This window comes from Aidingimonas halophila (assembly GCF_900106955.1).
Taxonomy (GTDB): Bacteria; Pseudomonadota; Gammaproteobacteria; order Pseudomonadales; family Halomonadaceae; genus Aidingimonas; species Aidingimonas halophila.
Genome location: NZ_FNNI01000002.1, coordinates 239234 through 264151 on the forward strand (window position 1 = coordinate 239234; position 24918 = coordinate 264151).

The window sequence follows — 24918 nt, forward strand, 5'->3', positions numbered from 1 at the left end:
GAAATATCGAGTTAGCGGATGCGATGCCAGGCCAGGCCTCGGTCCTGGACGGCCACACCCAACCGTGATCCATCACCATCGAGCAGCGGCACCAACGCTTCCAGGACCCGCTCGGGATGGTTGTTTTGTTCCGACAAATGCGAGCAGACGATACGTTGCAACCGGTCCAGACCCAGCACTTGCAATAGTGCTGATGCCTGAGTATTGGCCAAGTGTCCCCACTGCCCTCCGACACGGCGTTTCAAATTGACCGGATACGGGCCTTCGGCCAACATGCGCCGATCATGGTTGCACTCCAGTACCAGAGCGTCGCAGCCATGGAAGGAGTCGATTACATGGCTCGTGGCATGGCCGAGATCAGTCAGGATACCGAGCGCTTTGCCCCAGGCCTGGAAACGGAATTGTACCGGCTCTCGCGCATCATGAGGGATCGTCACCGGATCAATGTCGAGGCCCTTGATGGCGAAACGCGACTGCGGTGTGATCCAGTGGTACCGAGGCACGTCGCCCAGGCGTTTCGACAGCCAGGTGCCCGGCGTCAAATAGACCGGTACATCATACCGTCTGGCCAGAGCTCCTACACCGCGCACATGGTCACCATGCTCATGAGATACCAGAATGGCATCGAGCTGACGCGGATGCATGCCCTGATCCGCCAACCGCCGCTCGACGTCACGCATGGCGAATCCGCAGTCGACAAGCACATGTGTTTCACCATCGCTGACCAGGGTGGCATTCCCCTTGCTGCCACTACCCAGCGAAGAGAAATGCAACCCGGGCGACGACAGAGTGTCGTCAGACGATTCACCTGCCATCGGCTTAGACATCAGCGCAATAGCGTGGCCAATTCGTCAAGCAGCTCACGCGCATCCTTTTCGGTGAACGGTTTTTCGCTCTCGTTGATAGCGCGAATCACACTCCCCCCCGACGCAGACTCCTCGACGCGTAACCGAATACGCTGTGCAGTCTGGCGGACATCAGGGCTGAAGACGATCGAGACGAAGCCACGATCCCGCTCGGTCAGCGTCATGTAATCGATCAGGAACTCACCGGCCTGAGGATCTTCCTCGACCAGCATCTGACGACCTTCCTGGTCGAAATACTCGTCGAGCTGGTGACTCAACTCGGCCCAGACGCGATCCGCTCCGCTCTCTGTCTGCACCACCCACTCTTCACCGTCTTGCTGGATGCTGGGACCACCTGCCCCTTCGGCATCATTACGACGCTCACTGGCGAGGGCGGAATTGCTGGCTGTTTGTCCCTGACCGGCGAGGTAATCGTTCAATGCAGCCAGGCAGTTCTCATCCGGGGATCCTCCCTGCGTACAGCGCACCTCGCTGGAGTTCGCGACCAACCCTTGGCGTAATCGCAACGTCCCCCGAGACGTTTCCATCACGCCACGTTGGCTATCGACATTGGAGACACGCATGCCCTGGCGCTCGACAAACGCTTCCAGTTGCGGCCACAAGGCAGAAGGTTCCATGGACACCAACAGCCAACGGTCATTCCCCATCTCACGCGTCTCGACGAAGTCACGCAAGCTGCTTCCCCCCATGGGTTGGGGGCGGGGAGGATCGAACCGCCCCTCCGAGTTCGCTTCGAACGAGCCACTGATGTCCGGTACCGGCATCGCATCTTCATAATCATTGGCATTGCGTGACGACGGCAGCGTCAGTGGTGGTGCCGTTTCAGCGTCAGTGTAGTCGATGTCGCGATCATGATAGTAACCATCACGAGCACACCCGGTTGCCGCCAGCGTGATCACCATGATCAGCGGCATCCATTTCAGTGCAGGTTTCATGCATCCACCTTGTGGGTTCGATTCACGGGCTTGCTGGCTCTGCATCTCAGTCATCGATGACACCGGCCATCTGCAGGGCTTCACCGACCGTAGAGTGATATTTTTCGGACAACCATGTCATTGGTAGACGGATACCGGTATCGACGTATCCCATGCGGTTGAGCGCCCACTTGACCGGTATCGGGTTGGCTTCGATGCCAAGATTGGTGTGCAATGGCATCAAGCGGGTGTTGATCTGGTGCGCAGTTTCATTATCCCCGGCAACGGCCGCCTTGCACAGCTCATGCATCGAGCGTGGCGCCACGTTGGCCGTGACGGAAATGTCTCCATGTCCGCCCATCAGCATGAAATCACAGGCCGTGGCGTCATCACCGGAATAGAGCATGAAATCGCTCCCCTTCAGGCGGTCGACCAGTTCCTCGGCTCGTTCAAGGTTGCCCGTCGCATCCTTGAGACCCACGATGTTCTCCAGTTCGGCGAGCCGGAATACGGTTTCGTTGTACAAATCTGAACACGTCCGCCCAGGTACGTTGTAGAGAATCACGGGCATATCAGCGCCTTCTGCAACCGCCTTGAAGTGCTGGTACAGCCCCTCCTGAGTCGGCTTGTTGTAGTAAGGGCACACTGACAGACAGTAATCGGCCCCGACGTCCTTGGCGTAACGCGCCAGTTCGACGGCCTCTGAAGTCGCATTCGCGCCGGTACCGGCAATGACGGGGATGCGACCATCGACCTCCTCCACGACGGTGCGAATGACATCGAAGTGTTCGGCAAATGACATGGTCGTCGGTTCACCGGTCGTACCCGCGGCGACGATGGCATCCGTCCCATTGTCGAGATGAAAGCCCACCAGACGACGCAGCGCCTGCCAGTCGATACTCCCATCCACCTTCATCGGTGTCGCCAGAGCGACGATGCTGCCTGTGATCATCCTGCTTATCCTCTACGAAATCGTTGGCCGGCCATTACCGAATGAAATGACGTCTGCCTCACCATTGCATGGCGCCCAAAGGCTAGATGGTACTCAGGCGACAAATGCCTGTACAGGACCCGATGATCTTTGCGCCCGATGACTCCCCCGTGTCTTTACAGCAACGCATCAGTTGCGTGTAATCTGTGGCTCGACCGTATCACTCAAGGAGCTAGCAATGAGCGTCAGCCTCGGCCAATCCGTGTCCGATTTCAGCGCCCCCGCCACCGGTGACAAGACCATCCGCCTATCCGACTTCAAAGGGAAGCAAGTGGTCATCTATTTCTACCCCAAGGACAGCACACCAGGATGCACGACGGAAGGCGGAGATTTCCGCGATCGCAAGGCTGCGTTCGATGAGGCCAATACCGTGATTCTGGGTGTGTCTCGCGACGGCCTGCGTGCTCATGAGAACTTCAAGGCCAAGCAGGAGTTCAACTTCGACTTGATCTCGGACAAGGACGAAACCCTATGCCAGCTATTCGACGTGATCAAGACGAAAAAACTATACGGAAAGGAACACCTCGGTATCGAACGCAGCACGTTCCTGATCGACGACAATGGCAAACTGGCGCGTGAGTGGCGCGGCGTCAAGGTCCCCGGTCATGTCGATGAAGTGCTCGAAGCTGCCCAACGACTGAACACCGGTTGACGCGTCAGTCCTCGGCCAGTGCCTCGAGCGCCTTCTCGTCGCCACGATGCTTGATGCCTCGCGGCCAGGCGTAGACCAGCGCCTTGATCAAGGTTGCCAGGGGGATCGCAAAGAATATCCCCCAAAACCCCCAGATCCCGCCGAAAAACAGCACTGCCAGAATGATCGATACCGGGTGAAGATTGACGGCCTCTGAAAAGAGGATCGGCACCAGAACATTGCCATCCAGTGCCTGAAGTACACCATACGCGATCAACACATAGACGAATTGATCCCCCAAGCCGAAATGGAAGCCTGCCACCGCAGCCACCGGCAACGTCGCCACGGCTGCCCCGATATAGGGAATCAGCACCGAAAAACCGACCATCACGGCCAACAAGGCGGTATAAGGTAATCCGAAATAGCCGAAGGTCAGGAAGGCGGCACTGCCGACGATGAAGATTTCGATGAACTTGCCACGGACATAATTGGCGATCTGATCATCCATCTCCTGCCAGATCTGGGTCATCAGCGACCGTTTCTGCGGCAACAGCGAGAGCATGAACCCCACCAAACGGTCACTATCCTTGAGCATGAAAAATACCAGGATCGGCACCAGCACCAGGTAGATGATCAAATCCAGCAGATTGCCCAGTGATGCCAGGGAAAGGGTCAATGCCCGTTGCCCGACCTGTGTGAGTTCACGACCGGCTACATCGATCCAGTTCTGAATCTGATCCGGTGTCACCAGGTGGGGATATCGCTCCTGTACATCATCAAGGAGTTGCTGCCCACTGGCGAACATGCGAGGCGCTTCCTGCACCAGGTTGACCAACTGATTCCAGATCAACGGCATGAGAAACAGGGCAATCGCCAGCAATATGCCGACGAACCCCAGGAACACCACCATCACCGCCAGCATCTTGGGCACACCTAAGCGCATCAGCCAATTGACAGCGCCCTGCAGCAGAAAGGCAATGACCAATGCCGTAAAGAATGGAGCCAGCATGCGGCCGAACCAGATGACCGCCGCAAAGCCCAGCAGCAATACGACCAGCAGGATAACCGCTTCTTCGTCGGAGAAATATCGCTCGATCCAATTCTTCAGGAGTTTGCGAAGGGTCATGCCATCGGCTCCCCGGCCCCCTTGCGAATCCAGTAGTAATACACGTCATCACGTGTCTCACGTGCCTCCATGACGTGATCGGTCTGGGCGACGAACGTCTCGAAGTCGCGCCAGGAGCCGGCATCGGTTGCCATGACTTCCAGCATCTCCCCCGCTGACATACGCGAGAGCGCTTGCTTGGCCTTGAGCAGCGGCAGCGGACAGGGCAAACCACAGGCATCAAGCACATCATCGGGTTGCAGGACCATGCTAACTCCCGGAAAAAGGACCATAATGTCACCGTCGTATGACGCTGACGATACGCTTTTGAAATTTACAGGCACTTTGGCGGAAGAATCAATGTCAAAGGCCAAGTCATGTCTGGTGTCAGTCCAACGTTGTGAGGAGGAACATGAGACGACTCCTTTTTCCTTGTGTTGCCGCCACCGGCCTGCTCATCGCCAGCGCCTTGCCGGCTGGAGCACAAACCAGTGATTATGGACTACCTCAGCTCGGTTCCGCCGGTGGAGGCGCCGAGACCCAGAGAGAATACCGTCTCGGACGCGCTTGGCTACGCCAATTCCGTGCCCAGGCACCAACCTGGCAGGACCCCATCAGCCAGCAGTATGTCGAATCGCTGGTGAATCGTTTGTTACCGCATAGTGACATGGGTAATATCCAGCCTCTGGTCACCTTGGTCGACAGCCGACTCTTGAACGCGTTCGCCGTTCCGGGAGGAATCATCGGCGTCAATTCAGGCCTGTTTTCCTTCGCCAAGAGCGAAGATGCCTTCGCTTCGGTACTGGCCCATGAACTCGGCCACCTTTCGCAGCGTCACCATGCGCGGCAACAACAACGCGCCGAAGAGACCCAACTCCCTACGATGGCCGCCCTGTTGGCCGGCATGCTGATTGCCGCCGGTGGTGGCGGACAAGCCGGCATCGCCACTGCCATGGGTTCCCAGGCCGCCTTCCTGCAAGACCAATTGGCCTATTCACGTCGCTACGAGCAGGAAGCCGATCGTGTCGGTCTGCAGGCCTTGGCCGAGGCCGGGTTCGACCCGAATGCGATGGTCGAAATGTTCCGCTCGATGCAACGCATGGCCAGCCTCCAGGGTGGCAACCCACCGGAGTTCCTCCTGACTCACCCGGTGACACAATCCCGTATCAGCGATACGGAATCCCGTGCTTCCCAATTGACTCCCGCCGAGCGACGTGACGCCGGTCCCCAATATGACATGATCCGTGCACGCGCTTTGCTTGACCTGCACCGCAACGACCCTTCACAAGCCACCACTCGGCTGGCCCAGGACTCTCCTTCCGAGGAAGCGCAGCGCTATCTCGACGCCCTGGTGAACGCCGAGCGCGATAATCTGCAACAGGCATTGGAGTCACTCGACCAGTTGGCCGCTGAACTCCCTGACCTGACGATGATACGCGCCAGTGCCGTCGAGCTGGCATTGGATACCGGCGAACACGAGGAAGCCCGAGATCGGGCCCAGCGGTTGCTGCGCTTGTTCCCCGGCCACACGCCGACACAGATGTTTCTTGCCGAAGCCCTGCTGCAAAGCAATCCCGAACGGGCCTATGACCTGTTGCGCGATCTGGCGGACAAGCGCCCGAACGACCCCCAGGTATTCATCCTGCTGGCAGAAGCGGCAGGTGATACCGGACGCAATGGCTGGGGCCACCTGGCGCGGGCGGAAGAACTCCAGCTCACCGGACGCATTGACCGGGCCATACGCCAGCTCGATATCGCTGAAGACATCGCCAATCAGGAAGGCGAAAGCAGCCTGAGCCAACGAATCGAACAGCGACGCGACGAATTCATGGAATACCGGGAGGCAATGGAACAGTTCTAGCGTGCCAGGCGACGGTCAGGGCTGTACCTTCACTACAAGCGTAACGCCCTGACTCGACGCAATGGGTCAAGCCTTGAAATTCAGCATCCGCTCCAGGGGTTTCAGGGCGCGTTGACGCAGATCATCATCGACATGAATCTCGCCATCGAGGTTGCGCAGAGAACCAGCCAGATTATCAAGGGCATTCATGGCCATCCAGGGACAGTGCGCGCAACTCTTGCAGGTTGCCCCATTGCCCGCGGTAGGGGCTTCAAACAGCGTCTTTTCCGGAACGGCCTGCTGCATCTTGAAGAAAATACCGCGATCGGTGGCCACGATCAGCTTGTCGTTGGACAGTGACTTGGCGGCTTGAATCAACTGTGATGTCGAGCCCGCCACATCGGCAATATCCACCACACTGGCAGGCGACTCCGGATGAACGAGTACCGCTGCGTCGGGATAGAGTGACTTGAGGTCCTCGATCCCTTTGGCCTTGAACTCCTCGTGAACAATGCAAGCACCATCCCACAGCAACATATCGGCACCCGTCTTCTCACGGATGTAGTGCCCCAGGTGCTTGTCCGGCGCCCATAGAATCTTTTCGCCACGGGATTGAAGATGCTCGATGACATCGACCGCAATCGATGAGGTCACCACCCAGTCGGCACGCGCTTTTACAGCGGCCGAGGTGTTGGCATAGACGACGACGGTACGGTCAGGATGTGCGTCACAGAAGGCACTGAACTCGTCGGCCGGACACCCAACGTCCAGCGAACAGGTCGCCTCAAGCGTCGGCATCAGCACACGTTTCTCGGGAGACAGAATCTTCGCCGTCTCGCCCATGAAACGCACGCCGGCCACCACCAGCGTGGACGCTTCGTGACGTGCCCCGAAGCGGGCCATTTCCAGGGAATCGGCCACACAGCCGCCGGTGTCCTCGGCCAACTGTTGAATGGCGTCGTCAGTATAATAATGCGCCACCAGAACGGCATTGCGCTCCTGCAGCAGACGTTTTATTTCATCGATACGCGCCTCATCCTCAACGGGAATGCGCGTCGGGCAGTAAGTGCGAGCCAGATATTCGCGTACTTCGGCTCGAGAGGTCATGATCGTCATCGTGTCTACCACTGCGACTGGCAGGGGCTCCCCCTGCATGGCACCAGATGCGCCGGCCACGGACTCTTTGTCCGAGCGACGCCCCTGACGGAGAATCGTGCGACTCCCGCACGATTTCGCCTACTGTCATTCTAGACCACACGCAATGACTCCCCAAGGTCTCACTTGAGAAAACACCGCAAAAAGTCTACGCGCGCCAATCGATCCGCTGCACGATACACGAGATTTTTACATATCATACTCAGGTTCCCGCGTTCCGTGCATTTCGCTCCACTCACCGATTTGTTCAGCTCGACCTTGATCCGTCACTCTTGCAACAGGTTGCATCAACGGTGATCGTCCAATATCCGCGAGTATAGCGAACAGTCGGCACGATAACAGCCGCAGGACACGTCGATCAGGCCCGGACGGTCAAGCACGGTAATGTTGCCGCGGCGATAGCTGATCAACGCCCGCTCTTGCAACGCCGTTGCCGCCTGGGTGATGCCGGCACGCCTGACACCCAGCATCGCCGCAAGGAACTCATGGGTCAGATATAGCTTGTCGGAGTCGGCGCGATCCTGGGTCATCAGCAGCCAGCGCGCCAGCCGTGCCTCGACCTGGTGAAAGTGCGTGCAGGCAGCCGTTCGGGCAAGCTGACCGATGACCACATAAAGGTACCGCTGCAGCCGCTGTTGCAGCACGGGACAACTTGACAGCAGACTCCGAAACCGAGCGGCATCCATGCGCAGCGCCATGCCGGCACCTTGTACCAGAGCGCACAGCGGCGATTCCTCGACGCCGAGGAGCAGCGACACCCCCATCATGCCTTCCCGCCCCGCCATTGCCACTTCCAACCGATCACCATCATCGAGGCTGACGATCAGTGAAATGAAACCGTCGAGGGGAAAGTAGACTTGCTCGATGAGCGCGCCCGGCTCGACCAGTACCTTCCCAAACACCAGGTTGACAGGCTCGCAAGCGGCCATGAAGGCAGCGTGTTCGACCGCCGGCAGCTCTTGGAGCAGTCGGTTGGCGGCGGGAAAAGCGGGGAAGGGAGACATGGCTGCTCCAGCGGCGACGAACCTGGCAAGCGGCATGGAGACATACATGATGATTTCAATGTCGACTGCAGACCGAGATCCTGAGAGTCTTCAATCAGGCGATATGGCTGCAGACTAGCATGCGGGGAAAACACGTGTCGGCACGCTAGCGTACATAGGGGGTGCAGACTCACCTCACTGTTCGGCCATCCAGCAGACGATCGTACTCGCTTTTGACTACCGCAGTGTCGGGTGACCTCGTGCATCACTAAACGGATAACGATCCCCCTGTTGTCATCCTTTCTCAGTAGAGGGTGACTGACGACACGCTATGTTAGTTAGCGTACATAGTGAAGCCGTAGCCATGACTAACCTCTGGACGACTAGCCATCCATACTAATCTGCCTGTTCGTTGCCAACCAATGGTGTTGAATTGACGGAGTGAGACATGCGCCAAAGAGTAACGGCAGTACCAACGCTGAACCAAGCGCATGGCGCACGAGAGGTGACTAAAGACCCGCAGTCACCTTTCGAGGTCCCCCTGATCGGCCCCGGCACCCCTAAAATGCTTGAAAATGACTACCAAGTCTTTTCCGGAGACATGCTGATCGCCCCCCTTGATGGTGTCGGTAAACAGTCACTACAGCCTCTCGATGCGATTTACCCTGTCGCCGTGAGAGTAGCGGGCGGAATCTCGATAGCAGCGGCTTCAGCGGGACCTATGGCGACGACGTCAAGGACAGCGCTGACAACGTATGGGGTCACCGCTCCTCTAAAGGCAATGCGCCTTATGTACGCCAGCGAACAGATGGGAGCCCTCCGATGACATATCTTCGAGATGAGCGCGGCAAGGAAAACAAAAGGAAAGAGCTTGTACAGGGAGTTACGCTACGCGCCGCATGGATTGCGGCGCCATCGCGACATGAACCATCCCGCAGCATTCTGAAAACAGAACATGCGCCACAGAGGAAAGACTTCATGCACAACATCGTCTATATCGTCGGCGCAGTCGTCATCGTGCTGGTGATTCTTTCCGCCCTCGGTCTTCGTTGAAACGACCACGATTGGCAAGACATCACGGGCACACTCGACCTCGAGAATGGCGGTTTCCCTGTGCTGGCGAACCACTGTGGCGATTACAACCCTCGCCGAGTAAAGCTGGAGCATTAGAGGATAAGTGGGCCCCATGAACAAAGCGCCCTCGTTTTAACAAGCGAGGGCGCTTCGCATCGAATCTGGTGGGTCGTGAAGGATTCGAACCTTCGACCAATTGGTTAAAAGCCAACTGCTCTACCACTGAGCTAACGACCCGAAACAGGTATCCGACAAGTCGGATTCGAGAGCGGCGAAATGTAACATCTGAAGGCGGCTGGTGGGTCGTGAAGGATTCGAACCTTCGACCAATTGGTTAAAAGCCAACTGCTCTACCACTGAGCTAACGACCCATCACCTTGAACGGAGAGGAGTATCCGCTCGCCCTCCAACAGGGCGCATATACTACTGATAACGCTCTTGTCCCGCAAGCCTTATTTCAGTGCCGACGCGCCTTGGATCTGCGCACGCCCTGAACCGGACGTCGCTTGTGCTTGTCACGGCTCCAGCGGTTTTTCTCGTCGGGGGTGAGCTCAGGCACCTTGCGCGGCGTTAACCCGGCCATCAACGACAGGTCATCCACCTCTTCCTGAGTCAGTTCCGTCCATTCGCCAGCCTTGGCCCGCTTGTCGAGAAAAATATTTCCGTAACGCACGCGCTTTAGACGGCTGACGGTCAATCCCTGTGACTCCCATAACCGACGGACTTCCCGGTTACGTCCTTCCATGATCACGACATGAAACCAGGTATTGATGCCTTCACCGCCAAACTCCTGCACATCGGTAAAGCGTGCCGGGCCATCATCCAGCATGACACCCTCGACCATGGCCACGACCTGCGGTTGAGTCACTTCTCCCATGACACGCACCGCATATTCGCGCTCGATCTCGGTGGAAGGATGCATCAAACGATTGGCGAGCTCGCCATCGGTAGTGAACAACAGTAGCCCACTGGTATTGATATCCAGGCGCCCGATCGCGATCCAGCGCTCCCCTTTCAGCCGCGGCAAGCGTTCAAAGACAGTGCGCCGCCCTTCAGGATCCTTGCGTGTACAGAGTTCGCCTTCGGGCTTGTTATACATGATGACGCGACGCGGCGTATCCTCAGCGCCCCGCAGGGTCAGGGGCCGGTCATCGAACGTCACTGTGTCGCGTGTGTCGATGCGGTCACCCAGTGTCGCGACCTGGCCATTGACCTTGACACGGCCTTCCTGGATAGCGCTCTCCATCTCGCGACGCGACCCCAGACCGGTCCGCGCCAGTACTTTCTGCAACTTTTCGGTGGTATGGCTACTGCTCATGGGTCATCTGACCTCTCATTTTCGGAAGTTTCCGCATCCATACGGCCGTCATCATCGACGCTCGTTTGGGCGCGTTCGGCCAGGCGGGCTTCAAGATCGGCAAAACTCAGCCTTGGCCGGTCGGACGCCATCCCGGCGTGTTGATCAGCGTCGGTCATCCCGACCGTCGCGTCGTTATCGCTACTCTCGATTGACTGCGGTACCTCCGGAGTCTGTGTCGTGTCTGCGGTTCCCTCGACCCGGTCGAAAGCCTCGACCTCCTTGAGCTCATGCATGGGTGGCAAGGCATCCAGTGTCTCCAGGCCGAAGTCGTCGAGAAACTGTCGCGTCGTGGCATACACCGACGGCCTCCCGGGGACATCGCGATGGCCAACGACACGCACCCAACCACGCTCGGTGAGGGTGCGCATGATCGATGAACTGACCGTGACGCCGCGCACGTCCTCGATATCCGCGCGCGTTACCGGCTGACGATAGGCAATCAGTGCCAGCGTCTCCAGCAGGGCACGCGAATACCGCTGAGGACGTTCCTCCCATAGTCGCGAGACCCAGGGAGAAAAACACTGACGAATTCTCACCTGATGACCGGATGCCGTCCTGACCAATTCCAGGGCACTTCCCTGCAACCGGCTCTCGAGTTGCGACAGTGCCTCCTGGAGCCGTTCGCACGCAGGACGTTCGTGTTCATCGAACAGGCCTGCCAGACGCTCCGTCGACATCGGCTCACCCGCTGCCAGCAACGCCGCCTCGAGAATCCTGTCGAGTTGTTCCAGCGAATTATCCATCGCCGTCACCCATCCTGTCACTGCCCTTGCTCTGCTCGACGAACGGGCTCTCTTCGCCATCGTCGCGAGCCTCATGCTCCTCGACGTCCGGTGCCGACTGCCCGGTTTCCACGCGTGCCCGTACATGGATCGGCGAAAGCGGTGCATTTTGAACGATCTCGATCATGGCTTCCCTCGACAATTCAAGGATGGCCATGAAGGTCACGACGACACCGGCCCGCCCCTCTTCGAGGGTAAACAGCGATTCGAACGGCGTGAAATGTTCGTCTTGCACCCGCTCCATGATCCTGCGCATGCGGTCTCGGGTAGAAAGCACTTCCCGACTGATCTGGTGCGAGCGGGAGAGTTCAGCACGCTTGAGAATCCCGGCCAGTGCCCGTAACAGCTCATCCAGCTCGACATCGGGATGCACGACTCGCGCTTCCAGGGTCGGCAACGCCGCCTGCGGAGCAAACCAGTCACGTCCCTGGCGAGGCAGCTCGTTCAATGCCTCAGCCGCGGATTTTAACTGCTCGTACTCCTGCAAGCGACGTATCAATTCAGCACGGGGATCGACGTCGTCATCATCATCGTCCGCCTTGGGAGGGCGCGGTAACAGCGTGCGTGATTTGATCTCTGCCAGCATCGCCGCCATCACCAGATAGTCGCCGGCCAGCTCGATCTCGAGCGCTCTCATCAGCTCCACATACTCGATGTACTGATGCGTGATGGCAGCGACATCAATGCCCAGAATATCGAGGTTCTGACGTCGGATCAGGTACAACAGTAGATCCAGAGGCCCCTCGAATGCCTCGAGGAAGACGCGTAACGCCTCGGGAGGAATATAAAGATCCTCGGGCAGTGTCGTGATGGGCTCGTCGAACAGACGCGCCAGCACGGCCGCCTGTTCGGCAGACGCCGCCGATGAAACGGCGTCCTCGCTGACTGCATCATTCACGTCGGGCTCCTCAGCCCACCCACACGCGGGCGTTTCGGAACAAGCGCATCCAGGCGCCCTCCGCCGTCCATTCGGCAGGCCGCCAGGAGTTGGTCACGGCACGGGCGACACGCTCGGGATGCGGCATCATCACAGTCACGCGACCATCCGGGGTCGTCAGCCCGGTGATCCCTGCCGGCGATCCGTTGGGGTTGGCCGGATAACGCGTGGTTGACTGACCATAATTGTCCACATAGCGCATGGCGACCTGCTCACTGCTCTGCATACGGCGCAGGATGCCGCTATCTTCAAAGGCCACACGCCCCTCCCCATGGGCGACGGCAATGGGTAGACGTGACCCGGCCATGCCGGACAGCAGGATGGATGGGCTCTCCTCGACCTGCACCATCGACACCCGCGCTTCGAATTGTTCGGACTCATTGCGTACGAAGCGCGGCCAATGTTCGGCCCCAGGAATCAATGATTTGAGCTGGGCAAGCATCTGGCAACCATTGCATACTCCGAGTGCGAAACTATCGTCACGAGCGAAGAACGCTTCGAACTCATCGCGTGCACGATCATTGAACAGTATCGATTTAGCCCAGCCACCGCCGGCCCCGAGCACGTCGCCATAGGAAAACCCGCCACAGGCCACCAGCCCCTTGAATGCATCCAGGCTCACCCGTCCTTCGAGCACATCGCTCATATGGACATCGACTGCGTCGAACCCGGCGTGATCGAACGCCCAGGCCATCTCCGTCTGACCATTGACCCCCTGCTCGCGCAGAATCGCCATGGCGGGCCGCGTGGCGTTGACGTAAGGCGCGGCCACATCGTCATTGACCGTGAACGTCGGCTCGGCCGAGAGCCCCGGATCACGATCATCGAGCAGGCTGTCGAATTCGCTCTTGGCGCAATCGGGATTGTCACGCAGCGCCTGCATTCGATAGCTGGTCTCGCTCCAGGTCCGCTGGGTCAGCAGCCGCGTCGTTTCGAGCAACGGCTCTTCAAACAGCGTCACACGCACCTGGTCGTCGTAACGCGGCCGGGCAATGACACCGCAGATGTCGAGTCCGGCCGCCGACAATTGCGCCAGCACGAACTCGGTATCGCAACGCCGCACCTGAATCACCGCACCGAGCTCCTCGGCAAACAGTGCATCCATCGCCTCGTAGGGTTCATCGATCAACCAATCCAGCTTGATCTCCAGGCCCGCATGGGCAGCAAAGGCCATCTCCAGCAGCGTCACCAGTAACCCGCCGTCACTGCGGTCATGGTATGCCAGTAACTTGTCGTCGGCGATGAGCCCTTGAATGACCGAGAAGAACGCCTTGATATCCTCAGGATCGTCAACATCCGGGCAACTGTCGCCAACCTGGCCGTATACCTGGGCCAGCGCCGATCCACCCAACCGGTTCTGCCCACTACCCAGGTCGATGAGGATCAAGTCGCTCTCGTCCTGATCCAGGTTGATCTGTGGGGTCAGCGTCTTCATGGCGTCGCTCACGGGGGAGAACCCCGTCACGGCCAGCGACAGAGGCGCGGTGACCCGTTTCTCTTCGGTGTCGCCTGTCTCGCTGGTCTCCGCCCATTCCGTACGCATCGACATCGAGTCCTTGCCGACCGGGATGGCAATGCCCAATGCCGGACACAGCTCCATGCCCACCGCGTGCACGGCATCGTACAACGCCTGGTTCTCTCCAGGATGGTCGGCAGCACTCATCCAGTTGGCGGATAGTTTGATATTCCCCAACTCACCTATCGGTGCCGCTGCCAGATTGGTAATCGCCTCAGCCACCGCCAGACGCGCACTGGCCGCAGGGTCTATCAGTGCCACCGGCGGACGCTCGCCCATGGCCATGGCCTCGCCGGCATGAGTATCGAAACCGGCCGTGGTCACCGCGCAATCGGCGACCGGAACCTGCCAGGGACCGACCATCTGATCTCGTGCCACCTGTCCGGTGATGGAACGATCACCAATGGTGATCAGGAAGCTTTTGGATGCCACCGTCGGCAAGCGCAGCACCCGGTCAAGGGCTTCACGCAGATCGAGGTTGTCGAGCATGATGCCCGATAATTCGCGTGTCTCGCGCGAGAACTCCCGCTGCATCTTCGGAGGTTTGCCAAACAGCACATCCATCGGCAAATCCACCGGATGAGTGTCGAAATGCTCGTCGTTCACTTCCAGGTGGTGCGCCTCGGTCGCTTCCCCCACGACGGCATAAGGACAGCGTTCGCGCTGACACAGCGTATCGAATGCCTCGATATCCTCCGGTGCTACGGCCAGCACGTATCGTTCCTGGGCCTCGTTGCACCAGATCTCGAGCGGACTCATGCCGGGCTCGGCATTGGGCACGGCACGCAGGTCGAATTTGCCGCCGCAACCGCCATCTTTGACCAATTCCGGCAAGGCGTTGGAGAGTCCTCCGGCTCCCACGTCATGAATGAAGCGGATCGGATTGTCGTCGCCCAGCGCCCAGCAACGGTCGATGACCTCCTGGGCACGGCGCTCCATTTCCGGATTGCCTCGCTGCACGGAGGCGAAATCGAGATCCTCGCTGGAGCTGCCGGTCGCCATGCTGGAAGCGGCACCACCCCCCAGACCGATCAACATCGCAGGACCGCCCATGATGATCAGCTTGCCGCCAACCGGAATCTGACCTTTCGCGACATGCCGAGGCCGGATATTCCCGTAACCGCCGGCTAGCATGATCGGCTTGTGATACCCTCGCCGCTCGACGCCCTCGACCCCCACGGCATCCTGCTCGAAGCTGCGGAAATAACCGGTCAAGTTGGGCCGCCCGAACTCGTTGTTGAACGAGGCGCCGCCAATGGGGCCTTCGAGCATGATATCCAGTGCCGACTGGATACGTTCCGGCTTGCCGTAGTCGAACGCTTCCCAGGGCTGAACGTAGTCGGGAATGCGCAGGTTGGAGACACAGAATCCCGTCAGCCCGGCTTTCGGCTTGCCGCCAAGCCCGGTCGCGCCCTCATCACGGATTTCGCCACCGGCACCGGTCGCGGCGCCAGGGTGTGGCGCAATGGCCGTGGGGTGATTGTGCGTCTCGACCTTCATCAGAATATGAGCGGGCTCACGCTCGCCGACATAGCTGGCCCGGACACGCGATTCCCCGGTCAGCGGCGTCGGAAAGAAGCGTGTGGTTTCATTACCTTCGATGACGGCAGCATTATCACTGTATGCGGAGAGAATCCCGTTCGGTGACTGCTCGTAGGTGTTCTTGATCATCCTGAACAGCGAGTGCGCCTGGGGCTCACCGTCAATATGCCATTCGGCATTGAATATCTTGTGACGACAATGTTCGGAATTGGCTTGAGCGAACATCATCAACTCGACATCCGACGGATTGCGCCCCAGTGTTCGAAACGACTCGACCAGATAATCGATCTCGTCCGCCGCCAATGCCAGACCCAGTTCGACATTGGCCGTGGCCAGCGCCGACCGCCCCCCGGAGAGAACATCCACCTGCCCCAGCGGCGCCGGCTCATGGAAGGCAAACAACTTGGCGGCATCCGAGGTGTTGGCCAGCACGGACTCCGTCATGCGGTCGTGCAGCGTCGCCACGATAGCTTCGAAAGCCTCCTCTGACAGTGCCCCTTTCAACTTGACCCGATAGGTAATCCCACGCTCGATCCGCCGTACACGTGTCAGCCCGCAGTTGTGGGCGATATCGGTGGCCTTGGAGGACCAGGGAGAGACAGTGCCGAGCCGGGGCACTACGATAAAGAGGTGGCCTTCACGCCCTGTATCGTCATGTGCTCCACCATAATCCAGCAAGCGGTCGAGCACCTGACGGTCAGCATCGGTCATTTCCGCATCATGATCGATGAAATGGATGTACTCGGCATGCAGGGAGTCGACATCAGGGACGGTGTCCCGCAGGGCGCCCAGCAGCTTGGCATGACGGAAGGCAGAAAGGGCAGGCGCACCTCGCAGTTCGAGCATGGTCGATCGAGCCTCTGAAAACGAACGTGAATGAGGGCCGCAGCTAGCGACGATAAACCGCTATGATACTGGAAAGCGATAGTCACGCGAAATCTACGGGATGACAGCCGAGGCATCAGGCAGTTATGGTTAATCGTCTTCTCACAACCCCGAATCGACATGCCCAAGGCCCTACTGTCCCATCTCCTGCGATACCATCGAAGGTATCTCCTGACCTCTATCGCCCTGTTGCTGGCATTGATCCCCGATCGACAGATAACTCATAGCGGTACCCAACTCGAAGCGATCAGGGAACGCGACTTTCTCAGCGTTTTTTCCCGCAATACGCCGACCACCTACTATGAAGGACGTCATGGACCGACGGGCTTCGAGTACGAGTTACTGCACCGCTTTGCCAACCACCTCGACGTCAGTTTATCAATGGAAACGCGTAGCGATATCCAGGGAGTGCTGGATGCGGTCCTGCACGACCGGGGAGATCTCGGCGCCGCGGCTCTGCCTCTGGATCCGAGCAATCCCGATCTGATCTACAGCCAGCCCATTATCAGGCTGCAACCCCTGGTGGTGTACAGCCGCGACCTGCCACCCGTGACGGAGCCCGAGGATCTTATCGACCTGGATATCGCGTCGATACGAGGCTCGGGCACCAGCATGGCACTGCGTAAACTGCAAGATGACTACCCTGAACTGACCTGGCAGGAAGCCACCGATGTCGAGGTCGCCGATCTGTTGGGCTTCATCGAGGAAGGACGCTTTGACGCGGCTGTGATTCATGCTCACGATTTCAAGTACAACCGCCTGTTCTTCCCCGGCGTCGAGGATGGGTTTGCTCTCGGTGACCCCTTGAGCATGAGCTGGGCCTTCCCCGCTGACAGAGGCTTGGCGTTACAACAGGAAGCCAATCGCTTCCTGACCATGCTCAAGCGCAACGGCACACTTGATGACTTGATCAACCGCCATTTCGGCCACGACGATTATCTGGAATACGTCGGAGCCAGACGCTTCATCCAGCATGTGCGTGAACTGCTGCCCGACTTTTCCGAGCTGTTCCGAGAAGCGGCACGGGAAACCGGTTTCGACTGGAAACTGCTGGCCGCACTCGGCTATCAGGAATCGCACTGGGATCCTGATGCCACTTCCCCGACCGGTGTCCGGGGACTCATGATGCTGACCAATCCCACTGCTGAAGAGATGGATGTCGACAATCGACTTGATCCGGCCCAGAGCATCCTCGGCGGCGCCCGTTATCTGCGCGAATTAGAGGAACGATTACCGGAAGAGATCGACGAGCCTGACCGTTTGTGGATGGCTCTGGCAGCTTACAATGTCGGCATGGGCCATCTGTATGATGCCCAGGAAATTGCCGAAATGCGCGATGGCGACCCCAACCGTTGGGCCGATGTTCGCGAAGCACTGCCACTACTGCAGAACCAGGAATGGCACAGCAAGGTCAGCCACGGCTATGCACGTGGCGGCGAACCGGTGGTATACGTACGTAACATTCGCCGTTACTACGAAATACTCAACTATGTTGACCGCAGTCAGAAGCAATTCTACCAGCGCGATGAACAGCCACCGGAGGAAGAGGACAGCCACATTTTCGATACGGTGCCACCGATCCTCTGACGACGGCACACTGACTAGGTGGCGCGCCGTTCATCGAAGAAGCACCGCAATAACCGAGAGGACCGTGACGCCAGCACGCCCCCCTCCACCCTGACCCGATGATTGTGCCAGGGTTGCGCCACCAGATTGGCCCGCGATTCGACCATGCCGGTCTTGGGTTCGGTCGCACCGTATACCAGGCGGGCAATACGGGCATGCACGATCGCACCGATGCACATCAGGCAAGGCTCCAGGCTCACGAACAGGGAACAGCCATCGAGCCGGTAGTTGCCCGAGCGGGAGGCAGCATCACGCAACGCGCGAATCTCTGCATGACCGCTGGGATCGAGGCTACTGACCGGCGCATTATAGCCTTCACCGATGATCATGCCATCGGCATCGACCACCACGGCGCCCACCGGAACCTCATCGGCTTCGAGTGCCAAATGCGCTTGGTCCAACGCACGATACATGTAGAATTCGTCACTGCGCATGGCAACGCCCCTATCGACTGCGGACTCAGGAAAAGGAACCCTATCATGTCACAAGCGCTGGATAATCTGGTTGCATTATTGGGCCTGGATACGATCGAGGAAAACCTGTTCCGGGGCCACAGCCAGGATCTCGGTTTTCCCCAACTGTTCGGCGGTCAGGTGCTCGGCCAAGCGCTCTCGGCAGCCAGCCAGACGGTCATGCCGGAACGCCGGGTCCACTCGATGCACGGTTATTTTCTGCGCCCCGGCAATGCCTCGCGACCGGTCGTCTATCAAGTGGACGCCGTTCGTGATGGTGGCAGTTTCACAACTCGTCGCGTCACGGCCATCCAGTACGGCAAACCGATCTTCTTCTGCAGCGCCTCCTTCCATGGACAGGAAGACGGTCACCACCACCAGCTCGCCATGCCCGGCCTCGAGGATCCGGACGACCTGATCGCCTCGGGCGCCACGGTACAACGTTTCGAAGGCCATCCCATCGAGTTCCTCCATCTCGATGACGATACCGGCAATGGTTGCGATCGCCCTCCTCAGAAGCATCTCTGGTTTCGACTGGCAGGGGCGCTTCCCGACAATCCTGCACTGCACCGTTACCTGCTGGCCTACAGCAGTGACTTCCATTTGCTGACCACGTCCCTGGTTCCCCACGACATCAACTTCTGGGATCCCAAGCTACAGATCGCCAGCCTCGATCATTCAATCTGGTTTCATCAGGATGTGCAGGCCAACAACTGGCTACTCTACGCCATGGACAGCCCCTGGGCCGGTGGCGCACGTGGTTTTGCCCGTGGCAGCATCTTCGATCGTCAAGGGCATTTGGTCGCTTCTTCCGCCCAGGAAGGGCTGACACGAATGCGGCAGTGACGACGTTACGTCACCATCCACAGTCCCTGCAGGAAATAGAAGACCCCGATGGCGGTGACAATCCAGCGTGTCCAGTAACGAAAGTTGGCATCGGTGAGGCGCCTCAGGATGGCGTTTCCCGAGCGCGTTCCCAGAATCGCGAAAGGGATCGCCAACAGCACCATCCCCCACTGCCCCTTACTCAGGACCAGCGCGGCGTGCAGATAGAAAACGATCTTGATGCTATGCGAGATGACTTGCACCGCCGCCTTGGTCGCAACGACCTGACGGCGATCCATTTGGGTCCGGATGAAGAACAGGTCGATAGTGGGCCCCGACACCCCGGCGGCAATGGTCAAGCCACCCGCTACGACACCGCACGACAGTGCATGATGAGGGCGTGATGCATCAAACCGGAACCACGCCTTGGGAATCCAGACGAGCACGGGCATCAGACCGATCAACAAGGATACGACTGCCGTGTTGGGGGTATAGTCGATCAATGCCAGCCCCAGGGCAGCCAGAGCGCCACCCGAGGCGATGAACGCAACGATTCGCCAATCGATGTAATGCCGCGAGAACCAGGCCCGTGACCCATTGGCACACAGCTGGATGACGCCATGGACGACGATGGCGGTCGTCGCCGGTAACGCCAGCAACAGAAACCACAGCAGGATCAGCCCACCCGCCATTCCGAACACCCCCGAGAGAGCAGAGGTAACGAAAACGACAGCAAACAGACCGAAAGCGATGGTACCCGACACACGACATCCTTGAGTGGCATACCCGATGGAGGGCAAGGATCAATCAGGGGCGAAATATTAGCATTGTTTCAGGTTCGTGACAGAGCCGATGACTGATCAGGCCGCCGCCAATAGCACGAAGCGCCATGATCGGGAGGCGGGACACTCGCCGGATTGCATACAACATTACCCAAAAGTCTAGATTGATCGGCCATGTTCCGTTATCTAGGGTTATAGTTGTATGCAATCATGGAGTCTGATCACGTGGCGAACGCCAAACGTCCTCATCTCACTTCAGTGACTCGCACCGCAGCGGCGCAAGTCCATGAAGCGATCAAGCAACGGATACTGGACGGCTATTACCAGTCACATGATTACGTGCGTGAAACCAGCATCGCGCGGGAGCTTAATGTCAGTCGCACGCCGGTACGCGAAGCACTGCGCGAACTGGTTTCCGAGGGGTGGTTGGAAGCGATTCCCCATCACGGTGCTCGCGTCGCCGCCTGGACAGAGAAAGATGCGCATGAAGTCTTCGAACTGCGTCTGGTGCTGGAACCCATGGCGGTCAATCAAGCCTGCCAGCATATCGACCACCGGCAACTGACAGCACTCGACGGACTGGCAACCCGCATGGAGCGGTTGACCGAACAGGTCGAACGCCATCCGCAGGCACGCAACGAGATCGCCAATCTGAATCACGAATTCCATCGTCAGCTCGTCCAGGCCTGCCACAACCAGCGTCTGATCAGTGTCCTCGATAGTGTCGTGCGCACCTCTGTGATTCGTCGCAACTTCACCAATTACAACATCACGCATCTACAGCGCAGCATGCACCATCATCGGGAGATTCTTCAGGCGCTGGAGGCAAACAGTCCATCCTGGGCAGAGAACGTCATGCGTTCTCACTTGCTCGCTGCCCGAGATCTGCACACCCGATTTCCGGACACCATATCACCACCCACGGACTAGCACTCAGTCACGTTTCTGGAGGCAATACAACAACAATGTCGGAACGAAACACCAATAGGCACGCCAGCGATCCCAACGGACCGCTCGTACCGCAAACACCGCTCTCGGACCTCAAGGTAATCGAACTCGGCCAACTCATCGCCGGCCCCTATTGCGGTCAGGTACTGGCCGATTTCGGCGCCGATGTCGTCAAGATCGAACCCCCCGGCAAGGGCGATGCCATGCGTCAGTGGGGAGAAGCCGATGCCAACGGCGACCCCTTGTGGTGGAACGTCATTGCACGCAACAAACGGTCGCTGACACTGGATTTACGCCAGACACGTGGCCAGGAAATCCTGCGTGATCTGGCTGGCCAGGCCGACATCCTGATCGAGAACTTCCGCCCCGGGACCATGGAACGCTGGGGATTGGATTACGCCACACTGTCGCAAGACAATCCAGGCCTGATCATGGTCAGCGTGACCGGTTTCGGCCAGGACGGTCCCTATGCGTCACGTGCCGGATTCGCCTCGGTGTGCGAGGCCATGGGCGGTCTTCGCTACCTGAGCGGTTATCCCGACCGTCCACCGGTCCGCGTCGGCATTTCACTGGGTGATACCCTGGCCGGCCTGCATGGTGCCATGGGGGCTCTCGTGGCACTGCACAATCGGGAACGCACCGGTCGTGGCCAGGTGGTCGACAGCGCGATCTTCGAGTCGGTACTGGCGATGATGGAGAGCCTGGTTCCAGACTACGCACGCACCGGCAAGATACGTGAACGCAGTGGCAGCTTCCTGCCCAAGATTGCCCCTTCCAATGCCTATCCATCACGTGACGGCCGGGACGTCATCATCGGTGCCAATCAGGACACCGTCTTCCAGCGCCTATGTCAGATCATGGGCCAGCCCAGACTGGCCGAGCACCCAGATTATGCGACCCATCGCGCGCGCGGAGAGAACCAGCAGGCCATCGATGATCTGGTCGCCGCCTGGACGCAGCAGCATGATGCCCAGGACATCGTTGACTGGCTGGCCGAGGCGGGGGTTCCAGCCGGTCTGGTCTACCGCGCGCCGGACATGCTCGACGATCCTCACTTCCAGGCACGCGAATCGATCGTCGATGTTCCCGACCGTCACGGCAAGCCACTGCCCATGCAAAATGTCTTCCCGAAGCTATCGGAATCGCCGGGACGCATACACCACGTTGGACCCGACCTGGGGGAGCATACGGACACCATCCTTTCCGACTGGCTGGGCATGGATAACGAGACGCTTGACGCACTACGCGCCGCCAACGTGATCTGAACGGAGCCGCTACATGGAACCGATACTCGTCCTGATCGCCTTGGTGACCATGATCGGCCTGGGTATGCCGATCTTTCTGTCGCTCGGCGTCGCCGGTCTGGTAGGCCTGTATCTTGCCCGGGGGTCGATGGCGTTCTTTTTTGCCCCGACCTCGCTGTTCGGACAGCTCAATGTGTTCGAGCTGATTGCATTACCGCTGTTCATTCTCATGGGGAGTTTTCTGGGCGCTACGCCAGTAGGCTCCAACTTGTTCCAGGCAGCCGTACGCTGGCTCAACTGGTTACGGGGCAGTCTGGCCATCTCGTCAGTCGGCGCCTCGGCCATGTTCGGGGCTGTCTCGGGGGTCAGCCTGGCCGGTGTTGCAGCTGTCGGCTCGATTGCCGTTCCCCAGATGCTGGAACGCGGTTATAGCCGTTCGCTGGCCGCCGGTTCCGTGGTCAGTGCCGGGGCACTGGCCATGCTGATCCCGCCCAGTGTCCCGTTGATCATCTACGGTGCCGTTTCCAGTGTGTCCGTCGCCGATCTCTTCATCGGTGGTATCGTTCCCGGCATTGTGTTGGCGCTGGCCCTGTCTGTCTTCATCTATATTCGAGTGCAGTTCAACCCCGACGAAGCACCAGTCTCGAGCCAGCACTTCAGTTGGCGGGAGCGCTGGCAAAGCCTGGCCAATATCTGGCATGCCGTGCTGCTGATCATTGCCGTACTGGGGTCAATCTACACGGGGTTCGCCACGCCCAGTGAAGCGGCCGGCGTCGGAGCCATGGGCGCTTTCCTGATCGCCGCTGTGGTCTTTCGCAGTCTGACCTGGGCCAAGACACTGGAGATACTCGCTTCTACCGCCCGCATCAGTGGCGCCATTCTACTGATCATCGGCTGTGCCAAGATCTTCGGCGACTATCTCAACATGGTGCGCGTGCCGCAGATGCTGACCGAGATACTGACCGCCAGCGGCCTACCGACCTGGGCCATTCTCCTGGCTGTCATGATCCTCTTGGTACTGCTCGGCATGATCGTCGATGCCGTCTCGTTGATCGTCGTCACGACGCCCGTACTGCTGCCGCTGATCGAGACCCTGGGCTATGACCCGCTGTGGTTCGGCATCGTCATGGTTCTCAATCTGGAGATCGCCGTGGTGACGCCCCCGGTGGGACTCAACCTCTATGCGCTACGCGGTGTCTGTCCACAACTCTCGGTCGAGGAGATCATCCGCAGTGCTCTGCCTTTCGTGGCTGTCCAGTTCCTTGTGCTGATGCTATTCGTGTTCTTCCCCAGCCTCAGCCTGTGGTTGCCGGGCATGATGTAGCCCGGTATTCCGTAACCGGCAACGGTTGCAACAACGCAGAAACGCCAAGCTCAAGACAACAACAAGCAGGAGACTCACCATGACACTCACACGCCGACAAGTCCTCAAATATGGCTCCTTCGCCACGGCCGGCGCCGCCATGTTCGGTGGTCATAGTCTGTTCTCGCAGCGCGCCATGGCCGCCACCACGCTGACCGGGGTCACCTACCTGCCGCCTTCCTACAAAGCGCTGACCTATGGGTCCAGCGGTTTCGTGGAGCGATTGAAGGAGAATGGCGGCGACGTCCTGAACGTGGATTTCTATGATTCCGGTCAGTTGTTGACGGCAGATGAGCAATTGCCGGCACTGCGCTCCGGCAACATTGATTTCATGTTTCACACCGCTTCTTACATCACTCGCTCACTACCGATCCTGGGCATCACCGGACTGCCCGGTGTGGTCGGCGAGTTATATCGGCATCCGGAACGGCTGGCCATGGGCAGTCCGCTGCTCGAACTGATCAACGAACAATTGGCCGAGGAGAATATCTACATGCTCACCGCCGGCGGCGGCATCCTCGAGCCGGAATACATCTGGAGTACCGAGGAGAACCCGATCCGCGCCTTGAGCGACTTGAATGGCAAGAAGATACGTGTCGTGGGCTACGAAGCGACCATGGCCCTGGAAAAATACGACATCGGTGCGACCCGCATTCCGTCGTCGGAAACCTATCAAGCCCTGCAGCGCGGGACCGTCGATGCCGGGGTCTTCAATATCTCGACGGTAATTGGCCGCAGCCTGCAGGAACAGCTCGATTACTGCTGCAGGCTACCGACCACGGCATTCACGGTCGCCCCCTTCATGCTGCGCGACCGCTGGGACGCCCTGGACGACGACATGCGCAGCATCCTGCAGGACGCCGCCACCTGGTATGACGAGAACTTCATCAGTCACTGCAATGACGATATCTATCCCAACGAATACTGGCCCCAGGTCGAAGAAGAGGGGGTAGAGATCATCGAACCTTCCGATGAGGACCGTGAAACCTTCAACGAAGGCACCGAGGCCGTCTGGGAAGAGTGGCTGAGCGAAGTCGGCGAGGATGTCGGCGAGCGCGCTATCGCCCTGGCATTGGGTGACGCCTAGGAGGTATGCC

At 59.0% G+C, this 24918-nt stretch carries 22 protein-coding genes and 2 tRNA genes; 9 read left to right on the plus strand and 15 right to left on the minus strand.

The features are described from left to right. Positions 1-11: 11 nt before the first annotated feature. The 3 genes from BLW01_RS04440 to dapA are packed head-to-tail and all read right to left on the minus strand — an operon-like array spanning position 12 to position 2732. Positions 12-827, minus strand: coding sequence for an MBL fold metallo-hydrolase (locus tag BLW01_RS04440; RefSeq protein WP_229806374.1), 816 nt, complete (start codon positions 825-827; stop codon positions 12-14). After that, a complete protein-coding gene (locus BLW01_RS04445) occupies positions 827-1801 on the minus strand; it encodes an outer membrane protein assembly factor BamC (RefSeq protein ID WP_175529763.1) in 975 nt (324 codons plus the stop codon). Before BLW01_RS04445 ends, BLW01_RS04440 begins: the two co-directional genes overlap by 1 nt. Before the next feature lie 46 nt (positions 1802-1847). Continuing rightward, entirely contained in the window at positions 1848-2732 is an 885-nt protein-coding gene (dapA, locus tag BLW01_RS04450; protein ID WP_092568298.1) for a 4-hydroxy-tetrahydrodipicolinate synthase, read from the minus strand. A 217-nt stretch (positions 2733-2949) separates the two neighbouring features. Here dapA and BLW01_RS04455 point away from each other — a divergent pair, with 217 nt between their 5' ends. Then, on the plus strand, positions 2950-3423 hold the full coding sequence (locus tag BLW01_RS04455; protein ID WP_092568299.1) for a peroxiredoxin: 474 nt from the start codon (positions 2950-2952) through the stop codon (positions 3421-3423). A 4-nt stretch (positions 3424-3427) separates the two neighbouring features. Here BLW01_RS04455 and BLW01_RS04460 read toward each other — a convergent pair whose 3' ends face one another. Both BLW01_RS04460 and BLW01_RS04465 read right to left on the minus strand, forming a co-directional pair. Beyond that, on the minus strand, positions 3428-4528 hold the full coding sequence (locus BLW01_RS04460; RefSeq protein WP_092568300.1) for an AI-2E family transporter: 1101 nt from the start codon (positions 4526-4528) through the stop codon (positions 3428-3430). After that, on the minus strand, positions 4525-4776 hold the full coding sequence (locus BLW01_RS04465; RefSeq protein WP_092568301.1) for a sulfurtransferase TusA family protein: 252 nt from the start codon (positions 4774-4776) through the stop codon (positions 4525-4527). Before BLW01_RS04465 ends, BLW01_RS04460 begins: the two co-directional genes overlap by 4 nt. Before the next feature lie 143 nt (positions 4777-4919). On the opposite strand from BLW01_RS04465, the gene BLW01_RS04470 reads away from it, so the two are divergent. Continuing rightward, on the plus strand, positions 4920-6368 hold the full coding sequence (locus BLW01_RS04470; protein ID WP_092568302.1) for a M48 family metalloprotease: 1449 nt from the start codon (positions 4920-4922) through the stop codon (positions 6366-6368). A 66-nt stretch (positions 6369-6434) separates the two neighbouring features. On the opposite strand, the gene nadA is transcribed toward BLW01_RS04470, so the two are convergent. Together nadA and BLW01_RS04480 are read right to left on the minus strand one after the other, a co-directional pair. Continuing rightward, on the minus strand, positions 6435-7463 hold the full coding sequence (nadA, locus tag BLW01_RS04475) for a quinolinate synthase NadA (RefSeq protein ID WP_092568303.1): 1029 nt from the start codon (positions 7461-7463) through the stop codon (positions 6435-6437). Positions 7464-7789: 326 nt separating this feature from the next. Further along, positions 7790-8506 (minus strand): Crp/Fnr family transcriptional regulator, encoded by a 717-nt coding sequence (locus BLW01_RS04480; RefSeq protein ID WP_092568572.1) that lies wholly within the window; start codon positions 8504-8506, stop codon positions 7790-7792. Between the two features lie 801 nt (positions 8507-9307). Here BLW01_RS04480 and BLW01_RS18330 point away from each other — a divergent pair. After that, the gene (locus BLW01_RS18330) at positions 9308-9538 is read left to right on the plus strand and encodes a hypothetical protein (RefSeq protein WP_139243912.1); all 231 of its coding nucleotides are present in this window, start codon (positions 9308-9310) and stop codon (positions 9536-9538) included. Between the two features lie 183 nt (positions 9539-9721). Here BLW01_RS18330 and BLW01_RS04495 read toward each other — a convergent pair. The 6 genes from BLW01_RS04495 to purL all read right to left on the minus strand — a co-directional run bounded on the left by BLW01_RS04495 (position 9722) and on the right by purL (position 16542). After that, positions 9722-9796: transfer RNA gene (locus BLW01_RS04495), tRNA-Lys, on the minus strand. A 59-nt stretch (positions 9797-9855) separates the two neighbouring features. After that, positions 9856-9930, minus strand: a tRNA-Lys gene (locus BLW01_RS04500). Between the two features lie 86 nt (positions 9931-10016). Further along, on the minus strand, positions 10017-10877 hold the full coding sequence (rluB, locus tag BLW01_RS04505; RefSeq protein ID WP_092568306.1) for a 23S rRNA pseudouridine(2605) synthase RluB: 861 nt from the start codon (positions 10875-10877) through the stop codon (positions 10017-10019). Further along, a complete protein-coding gene (scpB, locus tag BLW01_RS04510) occupies positions 10874-11662 on the minus strand; it encodes an SMC-Scp complex subunit ScpB (RefSeq protein ID WP_175529764.1) in 789 nt (262 codons plus the stop codon). Before scpB ends, rluB begins: the two co-directional genes overlap by 4 nt. Continuing rightward, positions 11655-12599: a segregation and condensation protein A gene (locus BLW01_RS04515; protein ID WP_092568308.1), complete on the minus strand. Its 945-nt coding sequence runs from the start codon at positions 12597-12599 to the stop codon at positions 11655-11657. The genes scpB and BLW01_RS04515 overlap by 8 nt, the downstream gene beginning before the upstream one ends. 10 nt (positions 12600-12609) lie before the next feature. Continuing rightward, entirely contained in the window at positions 12610-16542 is a 3933-nt protein-coding gene (purL, locus tag BLW01_RS04520) for a phosphoribosylformylglycinamidine synthase (RefSeq protein WP_092568309.1), read from the minus strand. Between the two features lie 159 nt (positions 16543-16701). On the opposite strand from purL, the gene mltF reads away from it, so the two are divergent. Next, on the plus strand, positions 16702-18168 hold the full coding sequence (mltF, locus tag BLW01_RS04525) for a membrane-bound lytic murein transglycosylase MltF (RefSeq protein WP_092568310.1): 1467 nt from the start codon (positions 16702-16704) through the stop codon (positions 18166-18168). Positions 18169-18182: 14 nt separating this feature from the next. On the opposite strand, the gene tadA is transcribed toward mltF, so the two are convergent. Further along, positions 18183-18641 (minus strand): tRNA adenosine(34) deaminase TadA, encoded by a 459-nt coding sequence (gene tadA, locus BLW01_RS04530; protein ID WP_092568311.1) that lies wholly within the window; start codon positions 18639-18641, stop codon positions 18183-18185. Between the two features lie 45 nt (positions 18642-18686). Here tadA and BLW01_RS04535 point away from each other — a divergent pair, with 45 nt between their 5' ends. Continuing rightward, entirely contained in the window at positions 18687-19505 is an 819-nt protein-coding gene (locus BLW01_RS04535; protein ID WP_092568312.1) for an acyl-CoA thioesterase, read from the plus strand. Positions 19506-19510: 5 nt separating this feature from the next. Here BLW01_RS04535 and BLW01_RS04540 read toward each other — a convergent pair whose 3' ends face one another. Further along, positions 19511-20248, minus strand: coding sequence for a sulfite exporter TauE/SafE family protein (locus tag BLW01_RS04540; protein ID WP_092568313.1), 738 nt, complete (start codon positions 20246-20248; stop codon positions 19511-19513). A 243-nt stretch (positions 20249-20491) separates the two neighbouring features. Between BLW01_RS04540 and BLW01_RS04545 the strand changes: the two genes are divergently transcribed. The 4 genes from BLW01_RS04545 (at position 20492) to BLW01_RS04560 (ending at position 24908) form a co-directional block, all read left to right on the plus strand. Further along, positions 20492-21196 (plus strand): GntR family transcriptional regulator, encoded by a 705-nt coding sequence (locus BLW01_RS04545; RefSeq protein ID WP_229806375.1) that lies wholly within the window; start codon positions 20492-20494, stop codon positions 21194-21196. Positions 21197-21231: 35 nt separating this feature from the next. After that, a complete protein-coding gene (locus BLW01_RS04550; protein ID WP_092568315.1) occupies positions 21232-22479 on the plus strand; it encodes a CaiB/BaiF CoA transferase family protein in 1248 nt (415 codons plus the stop codon). A gap of 13 nt (positions 22480-22492) precedes the next feature. Beyond that, positions 22493-23782, plus strand: a complete 1290-nt coding sequence (locus BLW01_RS04555) for a TRAP transporter large permease (protein WP_092568316.1) — start codon at positions 22493-22495, stop codon at positions 23780-23782. Positions 23783-23861: 79 nt separating this feature from the next. After that, positions 23862-24908 (plus strand): TRAP transporter substrate-binding protein, encoded by a 1047-nt coding sequence (locus BLW01_RS04560; RefSeq protein WP_092568317.1) that lies wholly within the window; start codon positions 23862-23864, stop codon positions 24906-24908. Positions 24909-24918 lie beyond the last annotated feature (10 nt).

Coding starts and splice junctions, on each gene's coding strand:
- BLW01_RS04440 (WP_229806374.1), bottom strand. CDS start 827: ATGTCTAAGCCGATGGCAGGTGAATCGTCTGACGACACTCTGTCGTCG.
- BLW01_RS04445 (WP_175529763.1), bottom strand. CDS start 1,801: ATGAAACCTGCACTGAAATGGATGCCGCTGATCATGGTGATCACGCTG.
- dapA (WP_092568298.1), bottom strand. CDS start 2,732: ATGATCACAGGCAGCATCGTCGCTCTGGCGACACCGATGAAGGTGGAT.
- BLW01_RS04455 (WP_092568299.1), top strand. CDS start 2,950: ATGAGCGTCAGCCTCGGCCAATCCGTGTCCGATTTCAGCGCCCCCGCC.
- BLW01_RS04460 (WP_092568300.1), bottom strand. CDS start 4,528: ATGACCCTTCGCAAACTCCTGAAGAATTGGATCGAGCGATATTTCTCC.
- BLW01_RS04465 (WP_092568301.1), bottom strand. CDS start 4,776: ATGGTCCTGCAACCCGATGATGTGCTTGATGCCTGTGGTTTGCCCTGT.
- BLW01_RS04470 (WP_092568302.1), top strand. CDS start 4,920: ATGAGACGACTCCTTTTTCCTTGTGTTGCCGCCACCGGCCTGCTCATC.
- nadA (WP_092568303.1), bottom strand. CDS start 7,463: ATGACGATCATGACCTCTCGAGCCGAAGTACGCGAATATCTGGCTCGC.
- BLW01_RS04480 (WP_092568572.1), bottom strand. CDS start 8,506: ATGTCTCCCTTCCCCGCTTTTCCCGCCGCCAACCGACTGCTCCAAGAG.
- BLW01_RS18330 (WP_139243912.1), top strand. CDS start 9,308: ATGACATATCTTCGAGATGAGCGCGGCAAGGAAAACAAAAGGAAAGAG.
- rluB (WP_092568306.1), bottom strand. CDS start 10,877: ATGAGCAGTAGCCATACCACCGAAAAGTTGCAGAAAGTACTGGCGCGG.
- scpB (WP_175529764.1), bottom strand. CDS start 11,662: ATGGATAATTCGCTGGAACAACTCGACAGGATTCTCGAGGCGGCGTTG.
- purL (WP_092568309.1), bottom strand. CDS start 16,542: ATGCTCGAACTGCGAGGTGCGCCTGCCCTTTCTGCCTTCCGTCATGCC.
- mltF (WP_092568310.1), top strand. CDS start 16,702: ATGCCCAAGGCCCTACTGTCCCATCTCCTGCGATACCATCGAAGGTAT.
- tadA (WP_092568311.1), bottom strand. CDS start 18,641: ATGCGCAGTGACGAATTCTACATGTATCGTGCGTTGGACCAAGCGCAT.
- BLW01_RS04535 (WP_092568312.1), top strand. CDS start 18,687: ATGTCACAAGCGCTGGATAATCTGGTTGCATTATTGGGCCTGGATACG.
- BLW01_RS04550 (WP_092568315.1), top strand. CDS start 21,232: ATGTCGGAACGAAACACCAATAGGCACGCCAGCGATCCCAACGGACCG.
- BLW01_RS04555 (WP_092568316.1), top strand. CDS start 22,493: ATGGAACCGATACTCGTCCTGATCGCCTTGGTGACCATGATCGGCCTG.
- BLW01_RS04560 (WP_092568317.1), top strand. CDS start 23,862: ATGACACTCACACGCCGACAAGTCCTCAAATATGGCTCCTTCGCCACG.